Annotated in this window: 17 protein-coding genes and 1 pseudogene; 7 read left to right on the forward strand and 11 right to left on the reverse strand. The window is 60.7% G+C overall.

The window, feature by feature from the left end:
* Positions 1–208 precede the first annotated feature (208 nt).
* From NF78_RS28235 to NF78_RS29385, 5 genes are all read left to right on the forward strand, one after another.
* On the forward strand, positions 209–799 hold the full coding sequence (locus NF78_RS28235; protein ID WP_052050296.1) for a DUF4129 domain-containing protein: 591 nt from the start codon (positions 209–211) through the stop codon (positions 797–799).
* Positions 796–1986 carry a DUF4350 domain-containing protein gene (locus NF78_RS12780; protein WP_052050300.1) on the forward strand — a complete coding sequence of 397 codons (1191 nt, stop codon included), beginning with the start codon at positions 796–798 and terminating at the stop codon, positions 1984–1986. The genes NF78_RS28235 and NF78_RS12780 overlap by 4 nt, the downstream gene beginning before the upstream one ends.
* Positions 1979–2977, forward strand: a complete 999-nt coding sequence (locus tag NF78_RS12785) for an AAA family ATPase (RefSeq protein WP_225885288.1) — start codon at positions 1979–1981, stop codon at positions 2975–2977. Before NF78_RS12780 ends, NF78_RS12785 begins: the two co-directional genes overlap by 8 nt.
* On the forward strand, positions 2977–4299 hold the full coding sequence (locus NF78_RS12790; protein WP_197064823.1) for a DUF58 domain-containing protein: 1323 nt from the start codon (positions 2977–2979) through the stop codon (positions 4297–4299). The genes NF78_RS12785 and NF78_RS12790 overlap by 1 nt, the downstream gene beginning before the upstream one ends.
* 82 nt (positions 4300–4381) lie before the next feature.
* Complete coding sequence (locus tag NF78_RS29385; protein WP_081972720.1) at positions 4382–4675, forward strand: Uma2 family endonuclease; 294 nt, start codon at positions 4382–4384, stop codon at positions 4673–4675.
* On the opposite strand, the pseudogene NF78_RS30365 reads toward NF78_RS29385, so the two are convergent.
* From NF78_RS30365 to NF78_RS12825, 5 genes and pseudogenes are all read right to left on the reverse strand, one after another.
* Positions 4622–5621 (reverse strand): annotated as a pseudogene (locus tag NF78_RS30365) (transposase). The gene NF78_RS29385 and the pseudogene NF78_RS30365 sit on opposite strands and share 54 nt — an antisense overlap.
* A gap of 74 nt (positions 5622–5695) precedes the next feature.
* Complete coding sequence (locus NF78_RS12810) at positions 5696–6094, reverse strand: ArsR/SmtB family transcription factor (protein ID WP_035986895.1); 399 nt, start codon at positions 6092–6094, stop codon at positions 5696–5698.
* Positions 6095–6234: 140 nt separating this feature from the next.
* The gene (locus NF78_RS12815; RefSeq protein WP_035986897.1) at positions 6235–7101 is read right to left on the reverse strand and encodes a carbohydrate ABC transporter permease; all 867 of its coding nucleotides are present in this window, start codon (positions 7099–7101) and stop codon (positions 6235–6237) included.
* Between the two features lie 93 nt (positions 7102–7194).
* Complete coding sequence (locus NF78_RS12820) at positions 7195–8070, reverse strand: Tab2/Atab2 family RNA-binding protein (RefSeq protein WP_035986900.1); 876 nt, start codon at positions 8068–8070, stop codon at positions 7195–7197.
* Positions 8071–8075: 5 nt separating this feature from the next.
* Positions 8076–8954 carry a S1 RNA-binding domain-containing protein gene (locus NF78_RS12825; protein WP_035986902.1) on the reverse strand — a complete coding sequence of 293 codons (879 nt, stop codon included), beginning with the start codon at positions 8952–8954 and terminating at the stop codon, positions 8076–8078.
* A 257-nt stretch (positions 8955–9211) separates the two neighbouring features.
* Between NF78_RS12825 and NF78_RS12830 the strand changes: the two genes are divergently transcribed.
* Together NF78_RS12830 and NF78_RS12835 are read left to right on the forward strand one after the other, a co-directional pair.
* Positions 9212–9895: a uracil-DNA glycosylase gene (locus NF78_RS12830; protein WP_035986904.1), complete on the forward strand. Its 684-nt coding sequence runs from the start codon at positions 9212–9214 to the stop codon at positions 9893–9895.
* Between the two features lie 213 nt (positions 9896–10108).
* On the forward strand, positions 10109–10432 hold the full coding sequence (locus tag NF78_RS12835; protein ID WP_035986905.1) for a phasin family protein: 324 nt from the start codon (positions 10109–10111) through the stop codon (positions 10430–10432).
* 23 nt (positions 10433–10455) lie between these two features.
* Here the strand turns inward: NF78_RS12835 and NF78_RS12840 are convergent, their stop codons facing one another.
* The 6 genes from NF78_RS12840 to xdhB all read right to left on the reverse strand — a co-directional run bounded on the left by NF78_RS12840 (position 10456) and on the right by xdhB (position 16332).
* The gene (locus tag NF78_RS12840) at positions 10456–10998 is read right to left on the reverse strand and encodes a pentapeptide repeat-containing protein (RefSeq protein ID WP_052050306.1); all 543 of its coding nucleotides are present in this window, start codon (positions 10996–10998) and stop codon (positions 10456–10458) included.
* Between the two features lie 161 nt (positions 10999–11159).
* Positions 11160–11504: a hypothetical protein gene (locus tag NF78_RS12845; protein ID WP_035989599.1), complete on the reverse strand. Its 345-nt coding sequence runs from the start codon at positions 11502–11504 to the stop codon at positions 11160–11162.
* Positions 11505–11838: 334 nt separating this feature from the next.
* Complete coding sequence (locus tag NF78_RS12850; protein ID WP_035986906.1) at positions 11839–12822, reverse strand: XdhC family protein; 984 nt, start codon at positions 12820–12822, stop codon at positions 11839–11841.
* 247 nt (positions 12823–13069) lie between these two features.
* On the reverse strand, positions 13070–13291 hold the full coding sequence (locus tag NF78_RS12855; protein WP_035986909.1) for a hypothetical protein: 222 nt from the start codon (positions 13289–13291) through the stop codon (positions 13070–13072).
* A gap of 72 nt (positions 13292–13363) precedes the next feature.
* Positions 13364–13960, reverse strand: a complete 597-nt coding sequence (locus NF78_RS12860; protein WP_225885289.1) for a type I restriction endonuclease subunit R — start codon at positions 13958–13960, stop codon at positions 13364–13366.
* A gap of 44 nt (positions 13961–14004) precedes the next feature.
* Positions 14005–16332, reverse strand: a complete 2328-nt coding sequence (xdhB, locus tag NF78_RS12865; RefSeq protein ID WP_035986912.1) for a xanthine dehydrogenase molybdopterin binding subunit — start codon at positions 16330–16332, stop codon at positions 14005–14007.
* Positions 16333–16529 lie beyond the last annotated feature (197 nt).

A 16529-nucleotide genomic window follows, 5' to 3' on the forward strand; every position in this document is an offset into this window, starting at 1 on the left:
ACGCTTAAAAATCGAGGTTTACAGCCCCTAGTCTGTCTTTTAGGTCGGGTGTGACAAGGCTTGATGTAGCGGGCTTTTGCCCACAATTGATAACCCGTCCTCAGGTGTTTCATCCGTGCTCACATCCCAGCTGTATTCTCTCGCAGTCCCGGGGTTAGACCGGGCAATCTGTGAGCCATAATGGGGCCAGTCTTGACGCATTCTGGCCATGTCCGCCCTAGCCCACCGCACCAATTCGCCGCTCTGGCAGATTCGCCAGGGGTGGCAAAACCTGGGGGAGTGGTTTGAGTACCAGTTTGCGCGGGTCGATGTCGACCCCCCTGGATTGCCCCAGTGGCCGTGGCTGGAGCCGCTGGCTCGGGGATTGTTCTGGCTGCTGGTGGCAGTCCTGGCCCTATGGATTGGCTGGCTGGTTTACCAGGGTATATCGGCCTACCTGAGCCAGCGCCAGCCCGGCGGACTGGGGGCAACGCGGAGAACCGTTCCCTCGGCCGCGGCGCTTAAACAGGCGGCCCACTGGTGGCACGAGGCGCAGCGGCTGGCCCAGCAGGGGGACTACGCCGCCGCCTGCCAGGCGCTCTATATGGCGGGGCTAGCCCGGCTCAACGACACCGAGACGGTGCCCTACCGCCCCAGCCGCACCGATGGCGAATATCTCACCTGTATCGCAACCCACCCCAGCCGTCCCTACGAACTGCTGATTCGCACCCACGAGCGGCTGACCTACGGAGCCGCCCAGGCCACCGAGGAAACCTACCAGCGCTGCCGCCGCGCCTACCAGGAGATCGCCCAGTCGTGACGCGATCGCTGCCCTTGACCCGCCGCCCCCTGCTGGGGGGACTGCTGGCCCTAGCGCTGCTGCTGGGGTTGCTGGTGCTGGGAGGTCCCACCGCCAGCCAACTCGAAAGCGGGTCGACCTGGCACCGCGGCCCGGCGGGCTACAGCGCCTGGTACGAGTCCCTGGAGCAGCAGGGCATTGCGGTGCAGCGGTGGCAGCGCCCCATCGAGGCTCTGATCGAACAGCTGGAGGGGGTAGAGGATGCCACCATTACCCTGGTGCAGAGTTCTCCCGCTGGTGCAGAAACCCTGGTGGCGGTGCTGCCCGACTTTGTGGACAGGGGGAGATTGCCCGATCTGCTGCCCTGGATGCCCGCCTGGGTAGAGGCCGGCCACCGGCTGGTGATCCTGGGGGTCAAAACCCCGGTCACGGCGGCTCCTTTTTCTCAAACGCTAACCAGCGAGGCCGGGGCGGTGCAGATCGACACCCGCCGCCGCTACAGCCAGGGGGCCACCCTGGGAATCGATCTGGAAGATGCCTACGGGGCCGTTGTCTGGCAACAGTCCTTTGGTGCGGGGCCGGTGACGCTGGTGGCCACGCCCCACCTGGGGGCCAACGCCTACCTCAACCAGCCCGGCAACTTTGCGCTGCTGACGGAGCTGGTGGCCGGGGGGCGCGTGTGGATAGATGAATACCTGCACGGCTATCGAGACCAGGGGGCGATCGCAGCAGACCTCGGTGGCGACAGCTGGATCAACTACCTGGCCCGTACTCCCCTGGTGATTCTGTTTGCCCAGGCCCTGGCCCTCACCCTAATTGCCCTACTGGCCTACAACCATCGACTGGGGCGGCGGCGATCGCTGGCGACGCCTTCCCTGGACAACAGCCGCGCCTACATTCAGGCCCTAGCCGGGGTGCTGCACAAGGCGAACAGCCACGACTTCGTGGTGCAGACCGTCAGCCAGGCCGAGCGTCTTCAGCTGCAAAAAGCTCTAGGCCTGGGCTCCATGCCGCTGCCCATCGAGCAGGTGCAAAGGGCCTGGGATGAGCGGCCTGACTGTCCTGCGATCGATCTGGCCGCCCTCCTCCGCCCGCCTCTGCCCAGAACCGAAAGCCAGCTACGCGATTGGCTGAAGCGGGTACAATCCCTTCATTACCCCGACGATACCACCAGAGACACCACAGGAGACACCAGCGGGCATGACTGAGCGCCAGAGTGATCAACAGCGTGACCGCCAGAGCGATCGCCAGAGGGAACTACAGGGGGCGATCGCCCGCATTGGCACCACCCTCAGCGGCGTAGTGGTGGGGCAAGAACCCCTGGTACAGGAGCTACTGGTGGCCCTGCTGGCGGGGGGGCACGTCATTCTCGAGGGGGTGCCCGGCACCGGCAAAACCCTGCTGGTACGCGCCCTGGCCCGGCTAATTCAGGCCGACTTTGGCCGTATTCAGCTCACCCCTGACATTCTGCCGTCGGATATTTCGGGTACCAATGTGTTTGACCTCACCAGCCGCACCTTCACCCTCAAGAAGGGGCCTGTCTTTACCCAGGTGCTGCTGGCCGACGAGATCAACCGCACTCCGCCCAAAACCCAGTCGGCTCTGCTGGAGGCGATGGAGGAACAGCAGGTGACGCTGGACGGCACCAGCCACGCCCTGCCCGACCTGTTTTGGGTCGTCGCTACCCAGAACCCGCTGGAGTTTGAGGGCACCTACCCCCTGCCCGAGGCCCAGCTCGATCGCTTTTTGTTCAAACTGGTGGTGGGCTACCCGGCCCCGGCGGCGGAGAAGCAGATGCTGCTCAACGCCCAGGCTGGGTTTGAGGCCAAACGCCTCGACATTGGCCAGCTCAAGCCGATCGCCGCCGCCAGCCACATCCTCGCCGCCCGTCAGGCGGTCAAGGCTGTGCCCGTGCAGGAATCGATTCTCGACTATCTGCTGGCCCTGGCTCACAAGACCCGCCAGCACCCGGATCTGGAACTGGGCACCTCGCCCCGTTCCACCGTGCAGTGGCTGGCCGCCTGCAAAGCCCACGCCTGGCTCCACGGCCAGGAGTTTGTCACCCCCGACAATGTGAAGGCCGTAGCCCTGCCCCTGCTGCGCCATCGGCTGATGCTGGGGGCTGAGGCTCAGCTGGATGGGTTGAACTGCGATCGCGTCATTCAGTCCGTGCTTGACAGCGTGGCGGTGCCTCGCTGATGGCGATCGTTCCCACCGGGCGCACCTACGGACTGCTGCTGGCAGGAGGCGTTGTCGCCACCCTGCTGACCAACTTCGTCGGCGCGCCCAATCGCCTCGCCGTTGCCCTGCTGGCCCTGCTTCTGTTCGACGGGGCCGTTCTGGCGGTGATGTGGTGGGACGGATTCCGCGTCAAATCCCGCCGCGCCAGCATCAGGCGCGATCCCTTGCACCGACTCTCGATTGGACGCGACAACCCAATCTCGCTGCACGGTGAATCCTCCAGCCCGGTGCGCCTGCGCCTGTTCGACAATTACCCCACCGAGTTCGGCGGTACCCCCATGCCCCTAGAGCTTTCCCTCAGCGCTCAGGAGCCCGAAACCATTGCCTACACCGTTCATCCTCAGCAGCGGGGAGAGTACCTCTGGGGCGATCTGCAAATTCAGCAGCGCAGCCCCCTGGGCCTGGCCTGGGCCGACTGGACGGTGCCCGCCGCCGAAACCGTCGCCATTTACCCCGACCTGATCGGACTGAATCAACTCTCTGTAAAACTGGCGCTGCAAGCCACCGGCACCCTGAAGCAAAAGCGGCGCATGGGGGTGGGCACCGAGTTTGCCGAGCTGCGCGAGTATGGTACCGGCGACGACCTGCGGTTTGTAGACTGGAAGGCCACCGCCCGCCTCAGCCAGCCCCTGGTGCGGGTGCTGGAGCCCGAGCGCGAGCAGACCCTATTGATTCTTTTGGATCGCGGTCGACTGATGACGGCTCAGGTGCAGGGGCTGACCCGCTTCGACTGGGGCCTGAATGCGGCGCTGGCGCTGGCGCTGGCAGGGGTGAGCCGGGGCGATCGCGTCGGCCTGGGTGTATTCGATCGCACCCTCCACACCTGGATTCCCCCCCGGGGCGGTCGCACCGACTTTCAGCAGATGATCGAACGCCTCACCCCCATCGAGCCGGTGCTCGAAGAATCCGACTATCTGGCCGCCGCCACCCACGCCGCCCAGCAGCAGCACCGCCGCTCCCTGGTGGTAATCATTACCGACATTGTGGATGAGACCGCCAGCGCCGAACTGCTCTCGGCCCTGGCCCGGCTGCGCCCCCGCCACCTGCCTTTTTGCATTACCCTGCGCGATCCGGCGATCGATCGCCAGGCCCATCAGCCCACCGCCGAGGTCGATGCCGCCTACCAAAGGGCCGTTGCCCTAGACTTGCTCAGCCAGCGAGAAGCCGCCTTTGCCCGCCTGAAGCGGCGCGGCGTGCTGGTGCTCGATGCCCCGGCCCACCAGATCTCAGACCCGCTGGTGGAGAGCTACCTGCGCATCAAGAGCCAGGGCAAACTGTAAAGCTTAGTAGCATCCATAGGTCATGGCTTACCATCAGAAGGGTAGCTGTAGCCAGTTTGATGGAGCCATAGATAGAAGTCCTATGATTGCCCAGCCCCAGGTCTCCCGCACCTACTCACCAGAGGAATACCTCGGCTTAGAGGTCGCTTCTGAGTTTCGCCATGAATACATTGATGGAGAGATCGTGCCCATGACTGGCGGTACGCCCAATCACAATCGCATCATCCGCAATCTCTGCACGGCGCTAACCATCGGTTTGCAAGTCCAGGATTTGGAGATTTTCGTGGCCGATCAGCGCCTCTGGATTCCCGGCGCTGGTCTGTTAAGAGGAGATACATTGAACCCCTCTCATGCAGAGGAGTTCCTGGGTGGATAGCGGGCGAGTACACAGGTCGATCGCCATTGCCGGAGTTGTCCGTTTGCCAAGTTCCCAATGGGGCCTGACCCAATTAATTATGGAGAATCCTCTGACCCTCTAAGGCCCGCTGCAATCCATCCCGAGTCTTGGCGGAGAGATTTTGACGCCGACGATAAGCGCTGCATCGCCGTCTCAGAGCAGCATTGTGAGCCTCATTATGATTCGCATGCACCTCAGCCAGTAGGCTAATAGCGGTGTAGGGATGCTCTGGCCTCACCCAGACGACCCGCCTGAGACCTTGAGACCCCCTTTGATTTTCATCGCCACTTCCAGGCCATGCCGCCAGACTTTGCGGGTACGGTACCGACTGGGACACTCCCGTAGGGCCAGATACACGCTGGCCAAGTCCCACAACGCTTTGGCATAGCGGGGTTCTCCGTCGGTAAACCAGCGAATGAACGGGCAGCCTTTGGCCCACTGCCAGGCCTGTTGGGTTCCCCGTTGAAACAGCAGTTCGTCTTTGTGCCCGGCCATCGTGGACACCCAGTAGCGGCTCTGGCGGTCAATAAAGTGAATGGTCCAGCCCTCAGAACTAGCGGGGGGGAAGGTTCTCGCCCACGCGAGTGTAGACTTCATCGCCTTCCAGCGTCACCTCTCGACCGCTTGGGGCTGGCGGCGACCAGGCATCCGCCTGACGGGCTAAGCGCTCTTCCCACCGCAGAATGGTAGAGTGCGACGCCCCAAACAGGCGGCCAGTCGCTCGTATCCCCAGGCCTTCGCGACCATTGAGGGCGGTCGCAACCACTGAACTTGGGGTGCGCAGGCGAGCCATCGGGGTGCCGGTTCGGTGATTAAAGCACTTGCTGCACCCCTTACAGCGATAGCGCTGAAGCACCGGGCCGTCCGAAAGCGACTCTCGCCCGTTTTTGACAACTTGTTGGCTCTGGCAGTGAGGACAATCCATCAGTCTGAAGTAGTTGCACTACAGCCATTTTACTTATCAACGCCTAGCAGACCAGTGCCCAATCGCCTACCCACCTAACCCTGACGAAACGCCTCCAGGTGGGCAATCTGTTCAGACTGCTGCTGAATTTGCACCGACAGCGAGTCACACACCAACTCACACAGCTCGAACACAAAGCCGCTGGCAATCTGGTAATACACGCACACGCCCTGCTGCTGGCGCTTTACAATGCCCGCCTGAGCCAGTATCTTCAGGTGCTTGGATACGTTAGCCTGCCCCAGCCCAGTGAACTCAATGATTTCGGTGACGTTTTTTTGCCCGGTTTTGAGGGCGCAGACAATTTGCAGTCTACTCGACTCCGACAACACCTTAAAAAAGTCGGCCACCAACTGTAGCGTTTCCGGCGACAGCCTCACCAGCCGACAGTCATCATCGAGGCTAGAGGCTGGCAAAACTGAGGAAGGAGGGGCCATAGGCGAACAAACCAGGGAACTGGGTCAGAGAGGAAGGCAGTATCTATTACTGATCAGTAGTATACCAACATTGGTCGGCGTTATTGGTCAGGGACCAGGGCAAATAGTGACGGGTTTCCCCACCAATCACTGCTTACGCCTTACCCCTTCACGCCGCTGCCCGTCTCGGTAGGAACGATGTATCGCTGTAGCAGAATGAAGACCGCGATCGCAGGTAGCACCGACAAAATTGACCCCGCTGCAATCAGCCGCCAGTCGAGCGAAAAGCTGCCCGCCAGCCGGGCCACCCCCAGAGGCAGGGTATAGCGCTCGGGGCGATCGAGCAAAATCAGCGGCCAGAGAAATTCGCCCCAGGTGCCGATAAACACGAAGATGCCCAGCGTCACCAGGGCCGGGCGAGTGGCGGGCAGCATCACGTTCCACCAGATGCCCAGGTCAGAGCAGCCATCCATGCGGGCGGCCTCCTCCAGTTCCTTGGGCACCCCCTGAAACGCCTGGCGCATGAGAAAAATGCCGAAGGCCGAGGCCAGGTAGGGCAGCACCAGCCCCAGGTAGGTGTTTCGCAGGCCCAGGTTGACCGCCAGAATGTACAGCGGAATCATCACCACCTGAAACGGAATCATGATCGTGGCCACGATCAGCGCCAGCAGGGTATCGCGGCCCCAAAACACCAGTCGGGCCAGGGGGTAGGCCGCCAGCGAGCACAGCAGCAGGTTGGCCGCCACCGTCAGCACCGCCACGATGGTGCTGTTGAGAAAGTACTGGCCAAAGGGGTTGGTCTGCCACACCTGGCGGTAGTTGGCCAACGTCGGCTGCTGGGGCAGTAGCTGGGGCGGAGTGGCCAGCAGGTTTTCGGTTGGCCCTTTGAAGGAGGTGCTGAGCAGCCACAGCAGGGGGAATACCATCACCAGGGCGATCGCCAGCAGCAGCGCATAGATACCCACATTGCGCCAGTGGGGCCACTGGATGATTCTTTGCAGGAGTGGAGGATACTTAGCGCCTTGCATCACGAGTATCTCCAATCAGGCAGAACTAGCTCCCGGGGTACTTGAAGAACCCTGGGAGCTGATAGGCAAGTAATCATCCTTGATGCCATTGTCTTACCCCAGTGGCAGCTCTTGCAGCAGCCAAAACCCGGCGAAGGAGTCGCTCTCGGGGCTGGCCTGGATACCGATGAAGTGCACCTGGTTGGCCTTGGCTTTAGCGGACTCGAAGGCCTGGGCTTCGGCCAGCAGGCCAGCGTTAGGTAAACCCGCCAAAATCCAGCTGTCAGCGGCCCCGGTTTCCAGCACGATCGCGGGGTTTTTGCTGGCCTCAATCCGCCAGTAGGCCAGCTCCAGACCCGACATCCAGGCGGACAGGGCCGAGGCGCGCGGGGAAAAAATCAGCAGTCCCGGAATTGGGGTGTCGGGGTTCAGGTTCGCCATATCCAGCGGGAACGACTCACCAAAGTCGATCTCCCACTCGGGCAGATCGGCAAAGGCGGCGGCTTCCAGGGTGACAAAGGCCCACTTTTGGCCCAACAGGGCGTCGGGCAGCGGCTGGGGATTCGGGGGCGGGGCCGCCACCGAAGGGGAGGGGGCGCTGTTATAGCCCTCCATCTGGGGGTAGACGGTCTGGTTGCGATCGCGCAGCCACCGCTGCAGGGCCACCGTACGCCGACTGGGCCGGGCTGGAATACCCGCCTCTTCGCAGGCCCGCAAAATCATATTTTGCATCTGGTAGCGAAAGTAGCGAATCCGGCTGGGGGGAGCAATGCCCTGGCTGGTCGCCTCGGCGATCGCCTCTTCGATCGCCCCCTTCAACGAAATCGAGTTGACCTCGCTGCTGGGCAGAAACTTGCTGTAGCGGAACAGCCGCTCGGCATCTGCGCCCGTACCCACCAGCCCTTCGCACAGCAGCACTTCCCAGAGCTTCTTTTGGTTGTCATCCAGCACGGGCCGGGAGTAAAAGTCGAGTTCCCAAACGGTGCCCATGGTGGTTAGGCCTCGCTCTCGGCCAGCACTTTGCTGACATCGCCCAGGCGGTTTTCGGCGTCGGCAAACACCGCCTCAGGCTCTTTGAGCAGTTCTCCGGGGTACTTTTCCAACACTTTGGTGGACAGGGAAATGCGGTTGCGATCGGGGTCTAGCCCCACAACCACCGCCTTGACCGACTGGCCCACCTTCAGCACCGTGGGCAGCGACTCGACGTAGTTTTTGCTGATTTGCTTGATGTGCAGCAAGCCGCTAATGCCGTCAAACTCCACAAAGGCACCAAAGGGTTTGAGGCTGGCCACGGTGCCCTCGATCAGCTGGCCCAGCTCCAGGGTGCTCATTACCTGGCTGCGGGCGGCCAGCCTGGCCGACATCACCAGCTTGTTGGCACCGGGGTTGACCTCCAAGAAGCCCACGGTGAGCCGCTGGCCCACGGCATCGGCCAAGTTTTCGTAGGAGCGGCCCAGGTGCGATCGCGGCACAAACCCGCGCAGCCCCTCCACGTCAACCGTTACGCCGCCCTTGTTGTAGCCCGTCACCTTTACCTCCAGCACCTCGCTGGCTTCGGCCTGCTGGGCCAGCTTATCCCACAGCTGCTTGAGCTGGAGCTTGCGAATCGACAGCAGCACCTGACCATCGGCATCCTGGTCGCGGATCACCTGGAAAGAATACTCAGCGCCGGGTTCGAGCACCCCCTCCAGGGAGGTAACGGCTCGCACCGCTGCCTCGCGAATGGGCAAGAAGGCCGCCGACTTACCGCCAATATCGACAGTTGCCCCGTCGGAGGCGAAGGAGATCACGGTACCCCGCACGGTGCTGCCCACCTGAAAATCGTAATCGTGGGCTTCGAGGGCTTTGGCAAAATCTTCGGCGGAAAAAGTCAAGGCTGAGGCTCCTGGACAAAAACACAGTTAGGCTAATTGTCTACTATACAATGCCATCCCTGGGCTAGCTGTGGGGCAGGGTGGCCAGACCCACTCAGGCCGCCTCTCCGCTGGTCATCCTGGTCTAGCCTCAGGGGTGTAGCTTCAGGGCGATCGTCCCCGTGGGGCAGAATTGTCATGCCACGGCTGCAGCGTTACGGCATCGAGGGGCCAGACCCTTTACAATGACTCCGAAAGGATGTGAGCCCCCGACAGCAATGGCCGACGAGCAGTTTAGTTTGTTTGAAGCAGGCGCAGAACCCAGCGGGATCGACTTCGATGCCATCCCCACCAGCGCCAAGGTGCCCATTCCCACCGGTATTTACCCCGACCTGGAGACCCTAGGCACCCACTGTCGGGGCTGTCTGCGCTGCGATCTGGCCGAGACCCGCACCCATGTGGTAGTCAGCCGGGGCAGCCCAACCGCTCCGGTTTTGATTATCGGAGAAGGCCCAGGGCAGCAGGAGGACGAGCAGGGACTCCCTTTTGTGGGCAAGTCGGGCCAGCTGCTCGAGAAGATTTTGGCCTCAGTGCGCTTCGATACCGAGAAGGACGTCTACATCTGCAACATTGTCAAATGCCGCCCACCGGAGAACCGCGTGCCCACCGCCGACGAAGTGGCGGCCTGCAAAGGCTACCTGCTGGAGCAAATTCGCATGGTTGACCCCAAAATTATTCTGCTGACCGGGGCAACGGCGGTCAAAGGGCTGTTGGGCATCAAGTCGGGCATCAGCAAAATTCGTGGCGAATGGATGGAGTGGGAGGGCCGCCTGTGCATGCCCATCTTTCACCCCGCCTACCTGCTGCGCAACCCCTCGCGTGATAAGGGCAGCCCCAAGTGGCTGATGTGGCAGGACATTCAGGCGGTGCGGGCCAAGGTAAACGAGCTGGCGGGTAGCTGAGGGCATCCGACGGCTGGGGTTCGGCTTTCAATACCAGAGGCCAGGGAAATCTCTGACAGAATAGATAAGTAGTTAAGCGCCGTAGAACGGGCTTAGGGTCTCAGGTTTCAGGTCTAGGGCAAAAGCTTAAACCCAAAACTTTAGACTCCATGACATTAACCCAATCGCCTAGCGACCTGCTCACGTTACCTGGGATACAACAAGGAGACTTTAATGGATACCAACAACCTTCTACGCCAGCTACTGATGATTGGCGTGGGTACCACGTCCCTGGTGGCCGAGCGGGTCAAGCAGGTGAGCGAAGAATGGGTGCGTGAGGGCAAGTTCAACCCCGAACAGGCGCGGACACTGATGGATGAGGTGATGGCCCAGCTCAACGAGGGCAATGGCGCACTCGAAGACCAGTTTCAGCGGCTGTTTCGCAATACTCTGCAAGACCTGGGCGTGCCCCGCCAGGCCGAAATGGATGAGCTGCGCGGTCGCCTCGATCGCCTGGAGCGGCAGGTCCGCGACCTGGAAAATCGGGCCTGGAAGTAACGCCAGGCAATGCCTCAAAAAAGCTAAACCAGAGGAGAGGGCTGGGCCACGGGACATTCCGAATCGCGCCGGCTGCCGTCAGGCATGATGGTCTGGCAGAATTTAGCGCCGCTGAGGTTGGCCCGGCTCAGGTTGGCCCCCGTCAGGTTGGTATAGCGCAAATTGGCCCAGTAGAGGTTGGCGTGGGACAGGTCAGCCTGGGTCAGGTTAGCGCCTTCTAAATTGGCGTGGCTGAGGTCGGCGCGATCGAGCCGACTCTCGCGCAGATCGGCCTCAACTAGGGTGGCGCGGTGGCAGTTGGCTTTGTGCAGGTCGGCCTCGCGCAGCACGGCATGGGCCAGGGAGGCGCTGCGCAGGTCTGCACGGGCCAGGGTGATCTGGTAGCCATCGATGTGGGTGAGGTCGGCCTGGTAGAGGTTGGCCCGACAGAGGTTCGCGCGGCGCAGGTCGGCATCGACCAGGTGGATAGCCGCCAGATTCAGCCCCTGCAAGTCCAGCCCGTGCAGGTCGCGGGCACCCGTCTGGTAGTAGCGGTTGAGGAGGTCTATCAGGGTGGCGGGGGTCATTGCGGTAATGCCCTTGAAATAACGGTAGCGAAAACAATTGGTCCCGATTTAGCGATGGCCCCAAAAATCAATGGGGGAGGCCATTACGCCTACCCCCATTGTCGCGCTGCGATCGCGCTAGTGCCTCAAGCATTACAAGAATGCTACATTTCTAGCCCAGGCTAGACCTGACCTACGCCCTTGCTGCGCTCGTCCGACTTTGTCGTCACTTTGCCGGACTCATCGGTTTGGTTGGCGGCGCTGAGTTCAGCTTCCCGCCGCGCCCGATTGGCTTCCTCTTCTTCGCGCAGGTCGCCAGGTTCGTTGATGTACATTTCTGGCTCGATGGGGTAGTTGTTGGCCAAGCCTTCTTTGTCTACGGTTTGTCCAGCGCTGGTGTCGATAGACTTGTCAGACTCGTCCCGCACCTGCTTAAAACCTGCCCCTTCGCGCTCTTTGCGAGCAGCCGTTTCCGCTGGAATAATGTGGGGATCGTAATTGTCGCTTTCGACTCTGGGGTTAGACATTGAAGCCTCCATCGAGAGATAATTAAGCAATTGGGGCGGGTTCGATTCAGACGTCCACCGGCATCGCTAATGCAACCTTAGAGCGCACTATATCTATTTGTATCTACCCTGGGGATGAGCCATTTTCTACAACCTTAGAAGGAGGGGATGAGTTCTAATTTTTTAGCGGATAAAGTAAAATCATTTATTCAAAGAAAAACTGTGTTGAAGCAAGAAAATCAGGCTGGGATTTTTCTATATTGAAAGAGCTTAAATTAATAGAGTTTTGAAGATCTTTGATGCGCTTGAAGAAAAAACTGTTTGATTTGATAAGGCTCGCTTAGAGGGGTCTGTATCAACCGCCCCCCATGCCCCGCCGCAGCTTTTCAGAGAGCGATCGCCCCGTGCCACCCCGCTGCACCATAATTAGCTCTGCCACAATACTGACAGCAATTTCCTCTGGAGTCAGCGCCCCAATGTCTAGCCCGATGGGGCCGTAGACCGTAGCGAGTTTTGATGTCGGCAGGCCGGTTTGGGCGATCGCCCCGTAGACCTGCTTCACCCGCTTTTCGCTGCCGATCATGCCGATGTAGCGGCAGGGGATGGGCCGCTGGAGCAAATGCTGGAGGGCTTCGAGGTCGTAGATATAGCCGCGAGTGACCAGGGCGGCGTAGAGGGTTTGGTGGGTGGACAGAGAAGCGATCGCCCCCTCGATCGGCTCCGCCAAAACGTGGCTGGCCTGGGGGTACAGTTCGCCATTGGCCCACTCGGGGCGATCGTCCTGCACGGCGATCTGGAACCCGGCCAGGTGAGCAACTTTGGCCAGTTGTATGCCCACGTGGCCCGCGCCGACGATCAGCAGAGTGGGCGGCGGTTGCAGGGTTTCCACAAAGGCGATCTCTGGGGCGAGTTCGATGGGTGTCTCGGCCAGGTAGGGGCTTTGATCGGTGGTGAAAGGGGTGACCAGGGTGAGCGATCGCCCCTCCTGCAACCCCTGGACAATCGTCTTGGCCAGATCCCTGGCCGCCTCTCCCTGCCACCGCTCCAACCACACCCCCATGTGGCCACCGCAGATGCCCTCGATCTGCCGCTGGGGTGCCCCCGACAGGTCGATTTCAACCCTCTGCTTCTGCCCGGTTTTCAGTACCTCCTCGGCCTGGTGCAGCACCTTAGCTTCCCCTGCCCCACCGCCAATGGTGCCAAAGGCTTGGCCCGTGGCATCGACCACCAGCTTGGCTCCCACTTCGCGCGGCACTGACCCCCGCACACTCACCACAGTGGCCAGCACAGCGGGGCCAACCGCAAGCGCCTGAACCAGTTGTTGAAAACAGTTCACCACAAAGCAGTTATCTCATTTCAAAAGTTCGTCGTACTTATCGTGGGGGCCTATCCAAATCCAGTAGTAATCGTCTCCCTTTTTGAGGGCTAACGCTCGATAACCGCCGCTGATGCGCACTGACCAAAGCGTCTTGCCCACTTTTTTGAAATGAAGCGATGGATGCTGAGGATTGTCCTGCCAGAGTTGATAGGTTTTCCTAGCTTTTGCCTGAAGCTCTGGGGATAGCTCCTCAAAAGCTTACCAAAAATCAGGCGTCGTAAAGGATTTCATCGAGATCCTTCACTTGCTCTGAGGCGATATCTGCTTCTGCTTTGGCAATCAGCGCATCGAGTTTTCCTGCTGCACAATCCTGCTCCATTTGCCTGTCCCACAGAGTATCTAGATAAGCTTGCAACCAATCTGCCAGCTGCCGAGCCTCTTGCTCAGGCAATTGAGTAATGGCAACTTCTATATCCGCAAGTGTTGTCATGGCTGAATAGTCTTTGAGTATGGTCTTGGTCTGAGAATTTAGGGGTAATAGATTATCTGATCCCCAAACGCTTCAAGATTTGTGCGACAGTATATAGCTCATTGTCCTCGCAGTGGTGAGGGTAAATTTGTCTGACAGTGCATAGTGAGCGGTGGCGCGATCGCATTTCACAAACAGGTGATCCTTTCCTGTGGTAATCAGGGCAAACACGGGGGATGTCGGCACTCCAGCCATGTAGGCCAGGGTTTGGGCGATCGCCTGCCGCACACTAAAACCGTACCGTTTGCTCTCAATCAAAATCAACCGCAGGCGATCGTGAATCACCAGGGCATCGATCAGTCCATCCAGTTGAGTGTCACCGTCTTCAATTTCAAACCGGACGTATTTTTCGCTCCGCACCTCATCGGGCGGATCGATAAAGTCCAGGGTTTCTAACAGTGGTGACAGCAAAATCAAGTTGACGTTGCCTTCGGTAATGGCACCGCTGTCGGCGTAGTGGAGATAACGCTGCTTGAGGTGATTCAAGCGGGCTTTTTCGGCCTCGCTCAAGGGGGGCAAAGACGCTTTCCATTCCGTAAAAAAGTCAGCATCCGAACTGGGTGCAAGGCCAAGTCTGGCCTGGGCTTCGGCAAGATTGGTAATCGCCTTCGTGATACCGAGGGTGACCATCAGCGTGCTTTAGGTGTGTGGTTATACGCTAACATTCCCAGCACCTAGGACACCGCCACTGGCTGTGTCTGGGGCATTGCCTCCCGCACTCCCTCGATCGCCCACAGGGTCGCCTCCGGGGTTGCGGGCAGGGCCAGGGGCACATAGTCGGGGTTGCCAAAGGCGGCAACGGCGGCGCGGATCGCCTCCCGCACCGACATCGCCAGCATAAAGGGCGGTTCGCCCACGGCCTTGCTACCGTAGATCACACCGTCCTGGGCGGCCCGCTCCAGCAGGTGGACGTGGAACTGTTCCGGGATCTCGCTGATGGTGGGGATTTTGTAAGTGCTGGGGGCAAAGGTGCGCAGGCGGCCCTCGCCATCCCACACCAGTTCTTCCATGGTCAGCCAGCCCATGCCCTGCACAAAGGCCCCCTCCACCTGGCCCTTGTCTACCAATGGGTTCAGCGACTCGCCCACGTCGTGGACGATGTCCACCTGGCGCAGTTTGAAGGTGCCGGTGAAGCCGTCCACCTCCACCTCGGCCACGGCGGCCCCGTAGGCAAAGTAGTAGAAGGGGCGACCCTTGCCCAGCTTGGGATCCCAAAAGATGTTGGGGGTGCGGTAGAAGCCTGTAGACGAGAGGCTGACACGCTCAGCATAGGCCTGCCAAACCACTTCTTCGAAGGCAATGCGGGCGCTGGGATAGGTGCGGCAGTAGATCCAGTCGTCTTCAAAGACCATGTCTTCGGGAGCGTCCAGGTTTAGCATGCGGACGGCGACGGCGGCCAGGCGATCGCGCAGGATTTCGCAGGCATTTTTCACCGCCTGGCCGTTCAGGTCGGAGCCGCTGGAGGCGGCGGTGGCGGAAGTGTTGGGCACCTTGTCGGTGCTGGTGTGCATCATGCGAATGCGATCGGTCTTAACGCCCAGGGCTTTGCCCGCCACCTGAATCATTTTGGTGTGCAGCCCCTGGCCCATTTCGGTACCGCCGTGGTTGAGCTGAATACCGCCATCGCTGTAGATCAGCACCAGCGCCCCGGCCTGGTTGTACATCACCTTATTGAAGGAGATGCCGAACTTGACTGGAGTAATGGCCAGACCGCGCTTTTGGTAGGGGTTGGCGGCGTTGAAGGCGGCGATGTCGGCCTGGCGGGCGTCGTAGTTGGCCTTGGCCATCACCTCCTGCCACACCCGGGCAATGCGGTTATCGACGATGTCCTGGTCGTAGTGGGTGCGGTTGGTGTCGCCCTCGCCGTGGTAGAAGTTGCGCTCCCGTACGAGATCGGGGGGCAGCTTCAGGGTGCGGGCAATGCGGTCCACCACTTCCTCGATCACGATCATCCCCTGGGGGCCGCCGAAGCCACGGTAGGCGGTGTTTGACACCCGGTTGGTTTTGGCGATCCGCCCTTCGACCACCAGGTTGGGAATGTAGTAAGCGTTGTCGATGTGCAGCATGGCCCGGCCCAGCACCGGGGGCGACAGATCCAGGCTCCAGCCGCCGTCGGCGGTCAGCACCGCCTTCATCGCCGTAATTCTGCCGTCGCCGTTGAAGCCCACTTCGTACTGGCCCAAAAAGCCGTGGCGCTTGCCGGTGATTAGCATATCTTGATGGCGGCGCAGACGGCAGCGGGCGGGGCGTCCGGTCTTGTAGGTGGCCAGGGCCGCCGCCGAGGCGAAGGGGTTGGCCTGGGATTCTTTGCCGCCAAAGCCGCCGCCCATGCGCAGGCAGGTACACACAACTCGGTTGGTGGATATTCCCAAAATGCGGGCCACTACCACCTGGGTTTCGCTAGGGTGCTGGGTGGAGGCAAAGACCTGAAGATTACCTTCTCCGTCAGGGATGGCCCAGCTCGTCTGGGTTTCCAGGTAAAAGTGATCTTGCCCGCCAATTTCCACTTCCCCCGAGAAGGTGTGCTCGGCCCGGGCAATAACCGCGTCGGGGTCGCCCCGGCGGATGAATTGGGGGTCGCTGTGGTAGCTATTGGCGGCGATCGCCTCCTGCACCGTCTTGATTGCCGGCAGCGGCTCGTACTCCACCACCACCTTGGCTGCCGCCTCCCGCGCCGCCGCCTCGGTTTCCCCCACGGCCCACACCACCACCTGACCGTGGTACACCACCTCGTCCGTGGGCAGCAGCACCTCGTCGTGGACGATTACCCCAGTATTGTTTTCCCCCGGCACGTCTTCGGCGGTGAGCACCGTCACGCAGCCCGCCACCGCTAGGGCCGGGGCCACGTCCAGCTTGGTGATCCGGGCGCGGGCGTGGGGCGACAGCACTGGATACAGCGACAGCATCCCGGCGGGTTCCCGCTGGTCGTCGGTATAGACCGCCGTGCCGCTGACGTGGGCGATCGCGCTTTCGTGGTGGTTGGGCTTACCGACTGGGCTCATGGGGTACCTCGCTAGGGATTTAGGACGGTTTATCCCCTCCTGGGAGGGGCAGGGGTGGGTCTGGGAGAATTTTGGATTTGGAATTGAGGGTTTTACTCCTGATCCTGTGTTCAGCTATATCGCAGCAGTTCAGCCAATTCCGACTGCGAATTTTGTGTTAATAATCTCTGGTATCATCCAACCTATTCATTCATCAG

It is taken from the genome of Leptolyngbya sp. KIOST-1, assembly GCF_000763385.1.
Classification (GTDB): domain Bacteria; phylum Cyanobacteriota; class Cyanobacteriia; order Phormidesmidales; family Phormidesmidaceae; genus Nodosilinea.